This is a genomic window from Streptomyces sp. NPDC048496, from assembly GCF_043200055.1.
In the GTDB taxonomy this organism is placed as follows: Bacteria; Actinomycetota; Actinomycetes; order Streptomycetales; family Streptomycetaceae; genus Streptomyces.
In genome coordinates this window covers 1-15782 of sequence record NZ_JBICXB010000013.1, presented here as the reverse complement: position 1 = coordinate 15782, position 15782 = coordinate 1, and the positions used below count along the sequence as shown (strand labels likewise).

The 15782-nt window shown below is 70.1% G+C and carries 11 protein-coding genes and 3 pseudogenes; 11 read left to right on the top strand and 3 right to left on the bottom strand.

Annotated elements, in window-relative coordinates:
• Positions 1-131: 131 nt before the first annotated feature.
• Complete coding sequence (gene glyA / locus ACGFSA_RS15385) at positions 132-1430, bottom strand: serine hydroxymethyltransferase (protein WP_393304519.1); 1299 nt, start codon at positions 1428-1430, stop codon at positions 132-134.
• Positions 1431-1716: 286 nt separating this feature from the next.
• Here glyA and ACGFSA_RS15380 point away from each other — a divergent pair, with 286 nt between their 5' ends.
• Together ACGFSA_RS15380 and ACGFSA_RS15375 are read left to right on the top strand one after the other, a co-directional pair.
• Positions 1717-3342, top strand: coding sequence for a hypothetical protein (locus ACGFSA_RS15380; protein WP_393304321.1), 1626 nt, complete (start codon positions 1717-1719; stop codon positions 3340-3342).
• 355 nt (positions 3343-3697) lie between these two features.
• Positions 3698-5647, top strand: coding sequence for a protease pro-enzyme activation domain-containing protein (locus ACGFSA_RS15375; RefSeq protein ID WP_393304319.1), 1950 nt, complete (start codon positions 3698-3700; stop codon positions 5645-5647).
• Between the two features lie 107 nt (positions 5648-5754).
• Here the strand turns inward: ACGFSA_RS15375 and ACGFSA_RS15370 are convergent, their stop codons facing one another.
• Complete coding sequence (locus ACGFSA_RS15370) at positions 5755-6834, bottom strand: Ku protein (protein WP_393304317.1); 1080 nt, start codon at positions 6832-6834, stop codon at positions 5755-5757.
• Positions 6835-6904: 70 nt separating this feature from the next.
• Here ACGFSA_RS15370 and ligD point away from each other — a divergent pair, with 70 nt between their 5' ends.
• From ligD to ACGFSA_RS15325, 9 genes and pseudogenes are all read left to right on the top strand, one after another.
• Positions 6905-7792, top strand: coding sequence for a non-homologous end-joining DNA ligase (gene ligD / locus ACGFSA_RS15365; protein WP_393304315.1), 888 nt, complete (start codon positions 6905-6907; stop codon positions 7790-7792).
• 127 nt (positions 7793-7919) lie between these two features.
• Positions 7920-8210 (top strand): annotated as a pseudogene (locus ACGFSA_RS15360) (PBS lyase); the annotation flags it as partial.
• Between the two features lie 331 nt (positions 8211-8541).
• A pseudogene (locus ACGFSA_RS15355) lies at positions 8542-9033 on the top strand (HEAT repeat domain-containing protein); the annotation flags it as partial.
• Entirely contained in the window at positions 9030-9347 is a 318-nt protein-coding gene (locus ACGFSA_RS15350) for a zinc-ribbon domain-containing protein (protein ID WP_366138314.1), read from the top strand. The pseudogene ACGFSA_RS15355 and the gene ACGFSA_RS15350, both read left to right, overlap by 4 nt.
• 113 nt (positions 9348-9460) lie before the next feature.
• The gene (locus ACGFSA_RS15345; RefSeq protein WP_393304312.1) at positions 9461-9664 is read left to right on the top strand and encodes a hypothetical protein; all 204 of its coding nucleotides are present in this window, start codon (positions 9461-9463) and stop codon (positions 9662-9664) included.
• Positions 9661-10986 (top strand): ATP-binding protein, encoded by a 1326-nt coding sequence (locus ACGFSA_RS15340; protein WP_393304310.1) that lies wholly within the window; start codon positions 9661-9663, stop codon positions 10984-10986. Before ACGFSA_RS15345 ends, ACGFSA_RS15340 begins: the two co-directional genes overlap by 4 nt.
• Before the next feature lie 55 nt (positions 10987-11041).
• Complete coding sequence (locus ACGFSA_RS15335; protein ID WP_393304308.1) at positions 11042-12421, top strand: FtsW/RodA/SpoVE family cell cycle protein; 1380 nt, start codon at positions 11042-11044, stop codon at positions 12419-12421.
• Positions 12418-13947 (top strand): peptidoglycan D,D-transpeptidase FtsI family protein, encoded by a 1530-nt coding sequence (locus ACGFSA_RS15330; protein WP_393304306.1) that lies wholly within the window; start codon positions 12418-12420, stop codon positions 13945-13947. Before ACGFSA_RS15335 ends, ACGFSA_RS15330 begins: the two co-directional genes overlap by 4 nt.
• A gap of 94 nt (positions 13948-14041) precedes the next feature.
• Positions 14042-14428: pseudogene (locus ACGFSA_RS15325) on the top strand (IS6 family transposase); the annotation flags it as partial.
• A gap of 62 nt (positions 14429-14490) precedes the next feature.
• On the opposite strand, the gene ACGFSA_RS15320 reads toward ACGFSA_RS15325, so the two are convergent.
• The coding region (locus ACGFSA_RS15320) for an MFS transporter (protein WP_393304304.1) at positions 14491-15782 on the bottom strand (1292 nt) is incomplete at its 5' end.

The window sequence follows — 15782 nt, the reverse complement described above, 5'->3', positions numbered from 1 at the left end:
AGCAGGGCTCTCGCGCGTCCGCTACTCGTTCACACCGCGCCCGGTCGTGTCCCCCTGCTCCCAGCCAGCCGTGCCGCACGGGCGCGCGGGTCACTCCGCTCTGCCGTGCGGCCGGCTCCCCGCGTGCCGGATCAGCCCACCGGCAGCCCCGGCGCCGGGTACGCGTCCATCAGGGTCCTCACCTCTGCGCGCACCTTTTCCACCACGGACTCGTCGCCCGTGCGGGCCGCCTCGACCACGCGGTCGATCCACTCCGCGACCTTGTCCATCTCGGAGGCGGGGATCCCGCGGGAGGTCAGGGCCGGGGTGCCGATGCGGATGCCGGACGGGTCGAACGGCTTACGGGGGTCGTACGGGACGGCGTTGTAGTTGACGACGATGCCGGCCCGGTCCAGGGCCTTCGCCGCGATCTTGCCGGGTACGTCCTTGCCGGTGAGGTCGATCAGCAGAAGGTGGTTGTCCGTGCCGCCGGAGACCAGGTCGAAGCCGCGGGAAACCAACTCCTCCCCCAGGGCGCGGGCGTTGGCGACGACCTGGTGGGCGTAGTCGCTGAAGCCGGGGGTCGCGGCTTCCTTGAGGGCCACCGCGATCGCCGCCGTGGTCTGGTTGTGCGGGCCGCCCTGGAGGCCGGGGAAGACGGCGCGGTCGATGGCGCGCGCGTGCTCCGCCCGGCTCAGCAGCATCGCTCCGCGCGGACCGCGCAGGGTCTTGTGGGTGGTGGTGGAGACCACGTCGGCGTACGGGGCGGGCGAGGGGTGGGCGCCGCCCGCGATCAGGCCGGCGATATGGGCGATGTCGGCGACCAGGACGGCCCCGACCTCGTGGGCGATCTCGGCGAAGCCGGCGAAGTCGATCGTCCGGGGCACTGCCGTACCACCGCAGAAGATCACCTTCGGGCGCTCGGCGAGGGTCAGGTCGCGGACCTCGTCCAGGTCGATGCGGCCCGTGTCGCGGCGAACGCCGTACTGCACACCACGGAACCAGGTGCCGGTCGCGGAGACGCCCCAGCCGTGTGTGAGGTGGCCGCCCATCGGCAGCGACATGCCGAGCACGGTGTCGCCGGGCTGCAGGAAAGCCAGGTACACCGCGAGGTTGGCGGGCGAGCCTGAGTACGGCTGCACGTTGGCGTGATCCATGCCGAAGAGGGATGTGGCCCGTTCGACGGCCAGCGTCTCCACCTGGTCGATGATCTGCTGGCCCTCGTAGTACCGCTTGCCGGGGTAGCCCTCGGAGTACTTGTTCTGAAGCACCGTGCCGGAGGCCTCCAGCACGGCTGCGGAGACGTAGTTCTCACTGGGGATCAGGCGAAGGGTGTCGGCCTGGAGCTGCTCCTCCGCGGTGACGAGGGCGGCGAGCTCCGGGTCGGTGGCGGTGAGTGCGGGGCGGCGGTTCTCGGGTGTCGTCACGGGATCCTCCCGGGTCTGGCGCATGGCTGCGGCGTGGACCCGGATTGCCCAGGCGGACGGCTCTCCGGCGGTGACGCCTCCGGGCAGGCCCGGAGTGTGCCGCTTCCTCGTGGTCGGTTCCACGGATCATCCCTGCCGGGATGCGCGCCAGTCGCGGCGCCTCTCAGTCTACTGATGAGGGCGGCCCGGGGAGCTGTGTGATGGGCCGTTCGTGGATGTTCCGCCCCGATTGACACCCTTCGTGGCCGCGAGGATGGTGGGAGGGCCGGGCGCGGTCAGGGGTGCCGCGCCCAACGGTTGGGGGGCCGGTATGAGTTGGGGCGATCCATCTTTCGGGCCGGAAGACTTTCCTTCGGTACCGCCTCCGCCGTCCCGTCCGCCGACCGTCGGACCGCCGCCTGCTGGTGCCGCGCTGCGCGCCACGGCGGTGGGGCTGCTCAATCTCTCGGGTCTCGGGATCGGCTATACCCTGGTGGGCCGCTGGGGCGGGGCCGTTCTGTGCTGGCTGGCCACCGGTGTGCTGCTGCTGGTCGCGCTGCCCGCGGACCCCGACGGTGTGTCCGGGGGTCTGGTCGTCGCGTATGTGGTCGTCCTGGTGGCTGCCGCCGTGCACGGCGCGTGGATCGCGCGGCGTGCCGCTGTCGGCGGATCGTGGCGGCCGGTGGTGGCGGCCGGGGTCGGACTGGTGCTGCTGGCGGTACCGGCGGGGGGCGTGGTGTTCTACGGCTCCGCGCAGGACGAGGCCGTCGAGCAGATCCTGCTCGACCGGCTGGGTGAGGGCGACCGGACGGTGAAGGCCGCCTCGGGCAGGTCCTTCGATGCCGCCCGGGCCGATTACCGTTCCGCGCTCGCCGTGTACCGGGAGCTCGGTGAGGAGCATGCGGGGTCGAGGGCGGGAAAGCTCGTACCGAACCGGCTGAGCGCCTACTACGAGGCGGTCGCCGCCCCGTACCGTCAGGGGAAGCACTGCGAGGCGGTCGCGCCGCTGGCGTATCTGCGGACCGTGCCCCAGTCGATCGACCCGAAGCTCCTGGGCGACCTGGCCGGCTGGCCCGACGACCCGCTGGCCACCTCGCTGTACACGTGCGGGGTGTCGAAGCTGGGCGACCGGGCGGTGGGATCGTCCGGCGGCGAGCTCGCCGAGCTGCTGCGTACGTTCCCCGGATCGGCGCAGGCCAAGAAGGTCGGGCCCGCGGTCTCCGGGAAGATCAAGGAGCAGGTCGGCGCGGTGGGCGGCAGCAGTCCGTGCGCGGCCACCGAGACGTTGCGCGGGCTCCGGACGACCGTGATGGCACTGCCCGACACGTCGGTCTCCGCGCGGGCCGGGGAGGCCGATACCGGGATCCGGAACGGCGTGTACGCGTGCGGGGTGGACCAGTTCACGTCCAAGACGTTCACTGAGGCCCAGAAGACGCTGACGGAGTTCGCCGCCACGTACAGGAGCGACAAGCGGCGGGCGCACGCCCTGGACATCGCCATCGCCGCGGAGATCGCCGCCGACCGGCCCGCGGCGGGCAAGCGACTGCCGCCGTCCGGGAGTCCGGGCGGTTCCCGGATGGAGCTCGTGATCAGCAACGACGCCCCGAGCGGCGTCGAGATCCTCTACACCGGTCCGGTCACCGGCCGCGTCTCGCTGGGGGGGTGCGGCAGCTGCCGGCAGTACACCTCGGAGGTCAGCGGGTCGTCGCTCGCCTGCAAGTCCGGCGGCAGGAACTATCCGAAGGCGCGGTTGCGGCTTCCTGCGGGCGAGTACCACTTCCTGTACAAGCACGGCACGGGTGCGAGCGCGGCCGTCGACAGCTACTCGTCCGGGTCGCGGATCACACCCGGCTATACGTATACGAGTTGTACGTACGTCGTCGAGAGCTCGTACGGGCTGAGGCTGCCCTCGCCGACCGACCCCGTCAGCCTTGCGCCTGCGGGTTCTTCTCGGTAATCCCTGCGGACTGCGTGGTCACAGAGTTCCCCTGCCGTTTCGGCCGGCGTCCTGCGCACCGGCGCGTCCTCAGGTTCTCCCGCGGTCCGGCGGAGCAGTCCCGTTCGCGAGGCACTGGCCGATTTCCGGGGAGACACGCGCAGACAACCGGTCACAGGCGGTCGGAGCAGCGCCCTCCCGGTTGCACGCATTCCCGGCTTTTCACCTCGAACTTACCTTCGCTCACGTCCTCTTGACAGTTTCTTGGTGAACGCATGCCCCTTACGTAAAGGGTTCCTCGCCAGAGTGGCGGCTTACATGTGCACATCATCCGGCACATGCTCCACACGCGAAGAACCACATCGCAGGGGGTTTCATGAGAACCAGTCGTGCCAGACGTCGCGCCGGGCTGAGCATGGCAGCGACACTGCCGCTGCTCGCCGGTGCACTCGCCCTCGGCATACCGTCCGCCAGCGCGGACTCCGCACCCGCCGGTCGCGATGCTCTGCAGGGAACCAAGCCGGTCTGGGCCACGGCCAAGGCCGACCAGGGGGCCACCGCCGACAGCGGCAAGGTGAACATCCGTGTCCATCTGGCCGGCCGGGACGCGAAGGGGCTGGCCGCCTACGCCGCCGCCGTGTCCGACCCGAAGTCCCCTTCGTACGGGAAGTACCTGAGCGCCAAGGAGGCGCAGGCCCGCTTCGGGGCGACCCGGCACCAGATCGACCAGGTCGTTCAGTGGCTGAAGTCCAGCGGGCTGACCGTCACCGGTGCCCATCAGCACTACGTCTCCGCCACCGGTGACGTCGCCGCGGCCGAGAAGGCGTTCAGCACCCAGCTGCGCAACTACCGCAAGGGCAGCCGGACCTACCGCGCCCCGTCCTCCACGGCCTCCGTCCCGGCCGCACTGAGCGACGCCGTCCTCGCCGTCTCCGGTCTGGACAACGCGCCGCACAAGTCGAGCCACGACGAGACGCTGCCGCCGCCGGACGCGGTGTTCCGCAACTCCGGTCCATTCTCCTCGTACTTCGGCTCCAGGACGGCCTCGACACTGCCGAGCGCCTACGGCTCCAAGGTGCCGTACGCGGTCAAGGGCTACACCGGCAAGCAGCTGCGCGCCGCGTACGGTGCGGGCAGCTGGACCGGCAAGGGCGTGACCGTCGCGATCACCGACGCGTACGCCTCGCCGACCATCGCGAAGGACGCCGCCGAGTACGCCAAGCGCAACGGCGACGCCCCGTACAAGCGCGGGCAGCTCAGCCAGGTCCTGCCGGACGACTACACGAAGACCGAGGAGTGCGGGGCCTCCGGCTGGTACGGCGAGGAGACCCTCGACGTCGAGGCCGTGCACGCGGTCGCGCCCGCCGCCGACATCGTCTACGTGGGCGGCGCGTCCTGCTACGACGCCGACCTGCTGGACTCGCTCAACAAGATCGTCGACCACCGGCTCGCCGACATCGTCTCCAACTCCTGGGGCGACGTCGAGGCCAACGAGACCCCGGACGTCGCGGCCGCGTACGACCAGGTCTTCAAGATGGGTGCGGTCGAGGGCATCGGCTTCTACTTCTCCTCCGGCGACGACGGCGACAACGTCGCGTCCACCGGCACGAAGCAGATCGACGTCCCGTCCAACTCGGCCTGGGTGACGTCGGTCGGCGGCACCTCACTGGCCGTCGGCAAGCACGACTCGTACCAGTGGGAGACCGGCTGGGGCACGATGAAGGCGTCGCTCGCCGCCGACGGCAAGAGCTGGACCGGCTTCCCCGGCGCGTACACCTCGGGCGCGGGCGGCGGCACCAGCTCGACCGTGAAGCAGCCGTTCTACCAGCGCGGTGTCGTCCCGGACTCGCTCGCGAAGGCGAACGGCAAGGCCCGGATGCGTACCGCCCCGGACATCGCGGCGGTCGCCGACCCGAACACCGGCTTCCTGGTCGGCCAGACGCAGACGCTGCCCGACGGCTCCGTCGGCTACGACGAGTACCGCATCGGCGGCACGTCGCTGGCGGCGCCCGTCATCGCGGGCGTCCAGGCGCTCGCGCAGCAGGCCCAGCACGGCCGGCCGCTCGGCTTCGCCAACCCGGCGATCTACGCCCGGTACGGCTCGAAGACGTACCACGACGTCACCGACCACCCGCTGGGTGCCAAGCGTGACCTCGCGGTCGCCCGGGTCGACTTCGCCAACGGCTCCGACGCGGCGGACGGCGTGCTGACGTCGGTGCGCAGCCTCGGCAAGGACGCCTCGCTCAAGGCGGTCAAGGGATACGACGACGTGACGGGTGTCGGGACTCCGGCAGCCGGATACGTGAACTCGTACCGCCGGCACTGACGCACGGGCTCGACGCGATGACTGCCCCGGGGCTTCGGCTCCGGGGCAGTCCTGCGTGACAGCCCCGCGGACGCCCGGTCCCGGCGGCAGCGGCTTCCGGCGTCCCGTCAGGCCGAGGCGCGTTTCCCGGGTGTTGCCTTCTTGTCCGTGGTCTTCGCGGTCTTCTTCGTCGCCGTCTTCGTCGCCGTCTTCGCGGTCGACTTCGTGGTCGACCGCGCGGCGGTCTTCTTCGCCGGGGTTCTGCCTGGCGTCGACTTCTTCGCGGCGGCCTTCCGGGGGGTGGCGGTCGCGGAGGCCTTCTTCTTCGCGCCGGTTCCGCCGCTCTTCTTGCGGGTGGCGAGCGACGTCACCTCAGCCACCGGTGCGCTCTCGGATTCCGCCGCCGCCGCCTCCTCCACCTCCTCCTCGCCGCGGGCTTTCTTCGCCGCCCGGACGCTGTTCTCCAGTGCCGCGATGAGGTCGATGACCTTGCCGCCGCCGGTGTCGCCGGATGCTGCCGGTTCGAGTGCCTCGCCGGAGGCCTTCGAGGCGATCAGCGCCTCGACCGCCTCGCGGTAGTCGTCGTGGAGGGTGTCCATGTCGACCTCGCCGAGCGTGGCCATCAGGGCGTCGGCCAGGTCGAGTTCGGCTTCGCGGACCGTGACGTCGGTCTCCGGGGCCACACCGTCGGTGGCGCGGATCTCGTCGGGCCAGAGCAGGCCGTGCATCGCGATCACGTCGTCGACGACGCGCAGCATGCCGAGCCGTTCCCGGCCGCGGAGCGCGTACTTGGCGACGGCCACCTTCCGGCTCCGCTTCAGGGCCTCGCGCAGCAGCGTGTACGGCTTGGCGGCGGGGACTCCGTTGGCGGAGAGGTAGTACGCCGTGTCCATCTGGAGCGGGTCGATCTCGGTGGCGGGCACGAAGGCGACGATCTCGATCGTTTTCGCGGTGGGAAGCGGGAGCGAGCCGAGGTCCTCGTCGGTGATCGGGATGATCGAGCCGTCCGCGTCCTCGTACCCCTTGCCGATCTCGGCGGCGGTCACTTCCTGCTCGTCGATTTCACAGACCTTCCGGTAGCGGATCCGGCCGCCGTCGGCGAGGTGGATCTGGCGGAAGGAGATCGAGTGGCTCTCGGTGGCGCTGACCAGCTTGATCGGGATGCTGACCAGCCCGAAGGAGATCGCGCCGTTCCAGATGGACCTCACCGTTCACCCCTTTGTCCATGGGAATACCGATAGATCACTGTTGATCAAGAATTCATGTGATTCTTATCGTATGACGCCGATCACCGAGGTGGAGGGGCGGCGCCTGGCGCTCAGCAATCTCGACAAGGTTCTGTATCCGGCCACCGGAACCACCAAGGGCGAGGTGCTGCACTATTACGCGGCCACGGCGGCGGGGGCCCTGCTCGCGCATCTGTACAACCGGCCGGTGTCCTTCCTGCGCTATCCGGACGGGCCGGACGGGCAGCGGTTCTTCACCAAGAACCCCCCACCGGGCACCCCGTCCTGGGTACGGATCGCCGAGGTGCCGCGGGATACGGCGCAGCAGGCCGCGCAGGTGCTCATCCAGGATCTGGCGTCGCTGATGTGGGCGGCGAACCTGGTGGTGGAGTTCCATACGCCGCAGTGGCAGGCCGACAGGCCGGGGATCGCCGACCGAATGGTGTTCGACCTCGATCCGGGGGCTCCGGCAACCGTCGTGGAGTGCTGCGCGGTGGCCCGGTGGCTGCGCGAAAGGCTGGCGGCGGACAGGCTGCTCGCGTACGGGAAGACCGCCGGATCGAAGGGGCTGCATGTTCTCGTACCGCTGGAGCCGGCCTCCTCCGATCGGGTGTCGGCGTACGCGAAACAGCTGGCGGTGGAGGCGGAGCGGGACCTTCCGGAGCTGGTGGTGCACCGGATGACACGGGCGCTGCGGCCGGGGAAGGTGTTTGTCGACTTCAGTCAGAACGCGGCGTCGAAGACGACCGCCACCCCGTACACGCTGCGCGCCAGGGCCGAGCCGACCGTGTCCGCGCCCGTCACCTGGGCGGAGATCGAGGACTGCCGGAGCCCCGCCGAGCTGGTCTTTCTGGCCGGTGACATGGCCGGGCGGCTGGCGCGGTACGGGGATCCGCTCGGCCCGCTCATCAACCCGAACCGGGCCCGGCCGCTGCCCTGATGGCGCACGCGTCCGGCCGTTGTCATGTCTGCAAGCAAAAGGCTGCATGCGGCGGGTGGATCGCCCGGGCCGTGGTGCACACTCTGCGCAGACACTGCAAGACGTGAATGTGCGGGGAGGCGACGGCATGTTCGCGGGGATCGACGAGGTCGACTGGGCCTCGATGGAGCATGCCTACGGGCCTGCCGACGACGTGCCGGGCCTGCTGCGGGGGCTCGCGTCCGCCGATGCGGCGGAGCGCGAACAGGCGCTGGACGGTATGTACGGGGCCGTTCATCACCAGGGGGATGTGTACGACTGCACACTCGCCTGCATTCCCTTCCTCTTCGAGCTGGTCGTGGATCCGGGGATCCACGACCGGGGCAGCATCGTCGAGCTGCTCACCAGCATCGGCGGCATCGATCTGGACGAGGACGACGACGAGGACGACGTGCTCCGCGGGGCGCCGGAGTACCGCGGGGAGCGGCTGCGGACCTCGGCGCTGCGGACGCTCGGCTCGTTCGGCCCGGCCGCCCGGTGCGCCGTCCCGGAGCTGCGGGCGCTGATCCGCAGCCCCGGGACCCCGGCGGCGACGGAAGCGGCTCAGAGCCTGTCGGGCGACCTCTGATCGGGCGGACGCGGCGTGGCACGCACGCTTCCGGCGTTGCCGAAATGCCCTAGTAGCTCCGCTACGAGGCCATCCCGGCGCCTTGGAATCGCACGCACCACGCCGCGTCCGCTCTCCGATCGAAGGTCACCCGACAGGCTCTCAGGCGCTGTGGGCGGTCGAGGGGGACGCGGAGGCCGTGCTGCCGGTTCTGATCGAGGGGCTGGGGGCGGAGCATGCGCTCGAGCAGCGCGCAGCGGTGAGCGCGCTGGGCGGGCTGGGTGCGCGCGCGTCCGTGGCGGCACCCCGGCTGCGGGCGCTGCTGGTCCATGACGAGCTGTGGCTGCGGGTGGACGCGGCGATCGCGCTGTGGGAGGTGACGGGACGGACCGAGGAGTCCGTACCAGTCATGCTGGCCGCCTGGGAGATGAACCGTCATGTCAGGGTCCGGGTGGCCGAATACCTGGCGCTGATGGGTGTTGCTGGTGCAGGGTCGGATGCGGCACATGCGCTGCGCGCCGAACTCGCCTCCGTACGACGTCACAACGCCATGGACGGCGGGTACGGCAGCCACGGCACATACGAGGACGAAAAGCTGCTGGTGCTCTGCCGGCGAGCGCTTCACGAAGTAACGGGGAAGGGGCCCACGGCATGATCATTTTTGGTACGCGCGGCTATCTGTACCAACTGGCCGTTCTGACGATGGTCTGCGGCTGGTGCGGCAATCCGGCCGCGCACACACTGCGGAAGCGGGTCACGAAGTTCACGCTGTTCTTCGTGCCACTGTTCCCGTTCTCGACGAAGTACGCGACGCAGTGCACGTTCTGCGGCGGGGAGCAGAAGATCCCGAAGGAGCAGGCCGACCAACTGCTGGCGCAGCACGTGGCATCGCAGGACGGCAACCCGTTCGGGCAGGCCCAGCAGCAGCCGGGGTATGCCCAGGGCGGACAAAACCCCTACCAGCACTGACACAACCGCGACTGCACCGGTAGCAAAAAGACATAAGGGACTCCCTTCCGCATAAGGTCATCGGGTCATGGGTCGGCGGACCCATGACCCGACGTCCGGGAAGGGAGGGAGTCATGCGCCCGCATCTCCGGGTGACGCGCCGTGCGAAGGAAGCCCTCGTGGCCGGCGTCGGCGCCACGCTGCTGGGCGGCTGTGGCACCGGCGGCGAGCTGAAGAGTGCCGGAAGGGCCGCGGCCGCCATCGGGCCCGACCGGCTCTGGCCGCAGTTGCCGCCCGCCTCCGCCGCCCCGTACGACTACTCCGCGGGGCGGCGATGAGGCGACGGAGAATGCGCGCGCCCGCGTGGACCGCGACGCTCGCCTGGAAGTCGGCAGTGTTCATCACCGTGATGTGCTGCGCATTCGCCGCGCTGCTGGGCGTACTGGTGCACACCGCGGTGACCCGGGATGCCGTCGACGAGGCCCGCGCCGACGCGCTCTCCCGGCTGAGCGATGTCACCGCGGCGTACAAGGCGGGCGAGGCGCTCCCGCCGGGTTCCGGCATCGATCCGCCCGGGCTGCCCGCGTCCTTGCGCGCCCTCGCCGTGAGCGGGCGTCAGGGCACGCTCGTCGCCGACCTCCACGGGCGTCCGACCATGTGGGCGGCAGGCCCGGTCGACGGCCGCGCGCTGGCCACCGCGATCGATTACAGCCGGAGCGCCCACGTCATCAACAGCCTCGACCGGGCGATCGTCGGCTCCTCGCTGCTCGCGATCGGCGCCACGCTGCTGGTCGGCGCGTACGCCGTCACCCGGGTCACCCGTCGGCTGCACCAGACCGCCCGGGTGGCCCGCCGGATCAGTGCGGGCGATCTCGACGCCCGCGTCCACGATCCCCGTACCTCGGACCCGTCGCGCCCGCAGGACGAGGTGGCGATCGTCGCCGGTGCGCTGGACACCATGGCGTCCACGCTCCAGCGCAAACTGCTGGCCGAGCAGCGCTTCACCGCCGACGTGGCGCACGAGCTGCGCACCCCGCTGACCGGTCTCTCGGCCGCGGCCGAGCTGTTGCCGGCGGGCCGCCCGGCCGAACTGGTGCGGGACCGGGTGCGGACGATGCGGGCGCTGACGGAGGATCTGCTGGAGATCTCCCGGCTCGACGCCCGCACGGAAGAGGTCGATCTCGCGGTTCACGAACTGGCTCCGCTCGCCGTGCGAGTGGCGGGCGCCTCGGGAACGGAGACCGAGGTCCGCGTCCTGGGGGCGGAAGCCGGAACCGGGGCAAGTCCCGTGCGGGTCGAGACCGACAAGCGGCGGCTCGAGCGGGTCCTCGGCAATCTGATCGCCAATGCGCACCAGCACGGCCGGCCACCGGTGGTCGTGACGGTCGACGGGCCGGTGGTGACCGTACGCGATCACGGTCCGGGATTCCCGGACTATCTGCTGGCCGGTGGTCCGCAGCGGTTCCGCACCGAGGGAGGCGGCAAGGGCCACGGGCTCGGACTGACCATCGCCGTCGGGCAGTCGGCGGTCATCGGCGCCGAACTCGTCCTCGCCAACGCGGAGGACGGCGGGGCGGTGGCGCGGCTGACGCTCCCGGAATACGTACGACTCGACGGCGGCGAACCGCCCGGCGATGACGACCAGACAGAGGCGACGTAAGGGAAATGAAGTGACATAAGGGGAATATGGTGCACCTCTTGCTACGTTGCGTGGCATGACCGCAACGAGGACGGACGCGCCCCCGCCGCAGCTACGCCTGCCCAAGCGGCGCGGGGTCGAGCTCGCACTCCTCATCGGAGCCGTCCTCATCTCCGTCTACGGCTACGCCGCCGTCGGCCTCGCGCACGACCACGCGATCCCGCCCGATGTCGCCGGTTACGGTGCCGGTCTCGGGCTGCTCGCACTCCTCGCCCATCTCGCCGTCCGTTTCCGTGCCCCGCACGCCGATCCGCTGCTGCTCCCCATCGCCGTCCTGCTCAACGGTCTGGGGCTGGTGCTGATCTACCGGCTCGACCTGGAGACCCCGAAGGACCAGGCGGCGCCCACCCAGCTGATCTGGTCGACGCTCGGGGTCGCGCTCTTCATCGTGGTCGTCGTCTTCCTCCGCGACCACCGGGTGCTCCAGCGGTACGCATACCTGTCGGTCGCCGCATCGCTCGTCCTGATGATCGTGCCGATCTTCTTCCCCGCGGTGAACGGTGCCAAGATCTGGATCCGGATCGGCGGATTGTCGTTCCAGCCGGGCGAGTTCGCCAAGATCCTGCTCGCCGTCTTCTTCGCCGCGTACCTCTCCGCGAACCGCAACGCGCTCGCCTACACGGGCCGCAGGATCTGGAAACTCCAACTGCCCACCGGCCGGGTGCTCGGCCCGATCGTGGCGATCTGGCTGCTCAGCGTCGGGGTGCTGGTCCTCGAGCGGGATCTGGGAACCTCGCTGCTCTTCTTCGGCCTCTTCGTGATCATGCTGTACGTGGCGACCGGCCGGACCGGCTGGATCGCGGTGGGGCTGCTGCTCGCCGCCGTCGGCGCGTTCGCCGTCGGCTCCCTCGAGCCGCACGTGCACAGCCGGGTGCAGGACTGGATCAACCCGTTCGCCTCCATCGACGCGGGCCAGGGACCGAGCCAGCTCGCCCAGTCGCTGTTCGCGTTCGCCGCGGGCGGGATGCTCGGCACCGGGCTCGGTCTCGGCCACTCCATCCTCATCGGTTTCGCCGCCAAGTCCGACTTCATCCTGGCCACGGCAGGCGAGGAGCTCGGGCTGTCCGGGCTGACCGCGATCTTCCTGCTGTACGCGCTGCTGGTCGCCCGCGGCTACCGGGCCGGGCTCGCCCTGCGCGACCCCTTCGGGCGGCTGCTGTCGATCGGGCTCGCATCGATCCTGGCCCTCCAGGTCTTCGTGATCGCGGGCGGTGTGATGGGGCTGATCCCGCTGACGGGCATGGCGATGCCGTTCCTCGCCCAGGGCGGTTCGTCCGTCGTGACCAACTGGATCATCGTGGCGCTGCTCATCCGGATCAGCGACCTCGCCCGCACCCCCCGTCCCGACCAGGTGGAGAACGGGGTCATCGCACCGATCGTGGAGGACCCGTCGTGATCCGCTACATCCGGCGGGCCGCCGCGTTCTGCCTGCTGCTGCTCATGGCACTGCTGCTGAACGCCGCCCGCATCCAGGTCTTCCAGGCGGACGAGCTGGACGACAACCCCGCCAACCGGCGCGGGACGATCGCCCGCTACGACCAGCCGCGGGGCAACATCCTGGTCGGCGGCAAATCGGTCACCGGCTCCAAGAACACGGACGAGCAGCTCGCCTACGAGCGCACCTACACCGACGGGCCGCTGTACGCGCCGGTGACCGGGTACGCCTCGCAGACGTACGGCACGACGCTCATCGAGAACGCCGAGGACGACATCCTCTCCGGCACCGATCCGCTGCTCGCCCCGCTGCCGCTGTGGGACGAGATCACCCGAAGCAGGCAGCCCGGCGGCGATGTCGCAACGACCGTCAAGGACTCCATGCAGCGCGCCGCGTACGCCGGGCTGGGCGGGCGGCGGGGTGCGGTCGCCGCCCTCGAACCGTCGACCGGCAAGATCCTGGCGCTGGTCTCGACCCCTTCGTACGACCCCGAGCGGCTCTCCGGCACCGGTTCGTCGGTCACCGACGCCTGGCGGCAGTTCAACAGGGCGAGGAGCCAGCCGATGCTCAACCGGGCGATCCGGCAGACCTATCCGCCCGGCTCCACCTTCAAGATCGTGACGGCGGCCGCGGCGCTCGACGCGGGTGTGGTCGAGGACCCCGACGCGGAGACCGACACCCCGTCCCCGTACGTCCTGCCGGGGACCAGCACCACGCTCCCCAATGAGGCCGGCGGCTGCGAGTACGCGTCGCTCGCCGAGGCGATCCGGGTGTCGTGCAACACCGTGATGGCCCATCTGGGGGTGGAGGTCGGGCTGGACGGGATGGTGAAGGCGGCGCGGAAGTTCGGCTTCGACGACACCGGGCTGAAGATCCCGTCCGGCGTGGCAAAGAGCAACTTCGACACCGATATGAGCAACGACCAGCTGGCCCTGTCGTCGATCGGACAGTTCAACACGGCGGCGACACCGCTGCAGATGGCCATGGTGGCGTCGGCCGTCGCGAACGGCGGTGACCTCAAGCACCCGTATCTGGTGGACCGCACGACGACCAGCAGCGGCACCACCGTCCATCAGAACCGCCCGCGCTCCTACCACCAGGCAATGAGCCCGCGGACCGCGACACAGCTGCGGCAGATGATGATCGACGTCGTGGAGCAGGGCACCGGATCCAATGCCGCGATCTACGGGGCGACGGTCGGCGGCAAGACCGGCACCGCCCAGCACGGCATCGACAACTCCGGCACCCCGTACGCCTGGTTCATCTCCTGGGCACAGGCGCCGAACTCGAACCGGCCGGCGGTCGCGGTCGCGGTGGTCGTCGAGGACGCCGCCGCGCAGCGGGCGGACATCAGCGGGGGCGGCAGCGCGGCGCCGATCGCGCGGGCCGTCATGGAGGCGGCGCTGCGGGCCGACGGCACGGGGGGCGCGCCCCCGTCCGGGGCGTCTCGCGGCTCGGACGGGGGCGCGCGGCGCGGAACAGGGTGAACATCGCCCGGCTCACATACCCGCTGGACTCACCGGAGTTGAAAGACTTTGTCGAGGCACTGTCAACTTGGTTGGTGGCCTGTCTGCGGGTGGGATGATCTTGTGGTTGGTGGTCGTCGGGAGGGACGTGTTCGTGGACGTGTCGCCGCCGTCGTACAAGGGTTTCCGGTTCCCGGCGGAGATCATTGCCCACTGCGTATGGCTCTACCACCGCTTCCCGCTCCGCTTCCGCGAGGTGGAGGAACTCATGTTCGCCCGGGGCGTGGTCGTCTCCCACGAGGCCATCCGGCAGTGGTGCGCCAAGTTCGGTCCCGAGTACGCCCGCCAGTTGTGCCACCGCCGACCGCAGGCCGGGGACAAGTGGCATCTGGACGAGGTCTACACCAAGATCAATGGCGAGTGGCAGTACCCGTGGCGGGCGGTCGACCAGGACGGGAACGTGCTGGACGTCCTGGTCCAGTCCCGGCGGGACGCGAAGGCCGGCGGCTCGATGGGGCCGGCCGGTGCGACGAGCGACCATGTCGCCCCCCGCGCGGAGCGGGCTCAGCCCTCCCGCACCGCGGCGGTACGATGCGCGCGAGCCACACGCGCCAGGCCGGTTGCGACTCCCGCACCCACCAGTGCGAGTGCGGCCATCAGGATGAACACCAGGTGGTACCCCGCCGCACCCGGGTTGGCATCGAGGATCGCGCCGTACACGAGGAAGGCGAACATCCCGGGGGCGTAACCGACGAGGCAGGCGATGCCGAACGCGGTGCCGCTGACCTGGTTGGGGATGCCGACCTCGTCCATGGGCGCCCAGAACACACCGCGCATCGTGAAGATGATCAGTGAGAACAGCAGGCAGGCGGCCATCGCGGGGATCTGGTTCTGCCTACCGGCCGGCAGCAGCAGGATGATCGCTGCGATGGGGATCAGGCACAAGAACGCGAGACGGAGGTACCTGCTGGCCCCCTTGAAGACCTTGTCGACGAGTACGCCGCCGAGCGGGCCGCCGAGGATCTTGAGGCCATACTGGTTGATGATGCCGTAGGCGCCGGCGAGGGCGGTCGGCAGTCCGTACACGTACGTGAGGTAGGGGATGAAGTACGTCAGACCGCAGTACACGACGTACGCCATGAACACGGTTGCACTGACCCACCACAGCTGCGGCAGCCGGGCGGCATGCAGGATCTCGCTGAGGCCGACGCGCTTCTTCTGCGGCGTATCCACGGCGGACTCGGGGCCCTGGTCACGCAACAGGAAGAACAGGAGCACGCCGACGGCGATGTCAATCAGCGCGTAGAAGGCGATCGCGGCACGGAAGCCGGCGGCGCCCGAGCCGAGCAGGGCGAAAACGCCGAGGGCCGAGGAGGCAACCAGTGTGTCGACGACGCCGCGACCGCCCTCGAAGAAGCCGAACAGCCGCCCCTGTTCTTCCGGCCCACCCAGGCGCCGGATGCTCTTGAGCAGTGCCGGCCAGACCAGGCAGTCGGAGCCGATGGCCAGCACCGCGAAGATCGGCACCAGCTGCCCGTACCCGGGGAACGTGCTCATATAGAGCCCGAGCCCGCCCACGCCGATCAGTCCGAGCGGAATCAGGATGCGGGTCGAGAACCGGTCAGCCAGGTACCCTCCGACCACGAACAGCGCTGTCGCGACAATCGAGTTCACGCTCAGTAGCGCACCGATCTCGGTGTTGCTCAGCCCCATCTGCTGCTGCATCGGGACGTAGAAGACGTCCTTGATGTTGGCGAGCTTTTGAAGTGCTCTCCCGGCTGAAGCCGGGAGATTCCCGCTTACCTTGCGGCAGCGGGCTTGACGCGCTTCGTGCGCCTGACGACTGCCCTCCCGGC

Coding starts and splice junctions, on each gene's coding strand:
- glyA (WP_393304519.1), bottom strand. CDS start 1,430: ATGCGCCAGACCCGGGAGGATCCCGTGACGACACCCGAGAACCGCCGC.
- ACGFSA_RS15380 (WP_393304321.1), top strand. CDS start 1,717: ATGAGTTGGGGCGATCCATCTTTCGGGCCGGAAGACTTTCCTTCGGTA.
- ACGFSA_RS15375 (WP_393304319.1), top strand. CDS start 3,698: ATGAGAACCAGTCGTGCCAGACGTCGCGCCGGGCTGAGCATGGCAGCG.
- ligD (WP_393304315.1), top strand. CDS start 6,905: ATGACGCCGATCACCGAGGTGGAGGGGCGGCGCCTGGCGCTCAGCAAT.
- ACGFSA_RS15350 (WP_366138314.1), top strand. CDS start 9,030: ATGATCATTTTTGGTACGCGCGGCTATCTGTACCAACTGGCCGTTCTG.
- ACGFSA_RS15345 (WP_393304312.1), top strand. CDS start 9,461: ATGCGCCCGCATCTCCGGGTGACGCGCCGTGCGAAGGAAGCCCTCGTG.
- ACGFSA_RS15340 (WP_393304310.1), top strand. CDS start 9,661: ATGAGGCGACGGAGAATGCGCGCGCCCGCGTGGACCGCGACGCTCGCC.
- ACGFSA_RS15335 (WP_393304308.1), top strand. CDS start 11,042: ATGACCGCAACGAGGACGGACGCGCCCCCGCCGCAGCTACGCCTGCCC.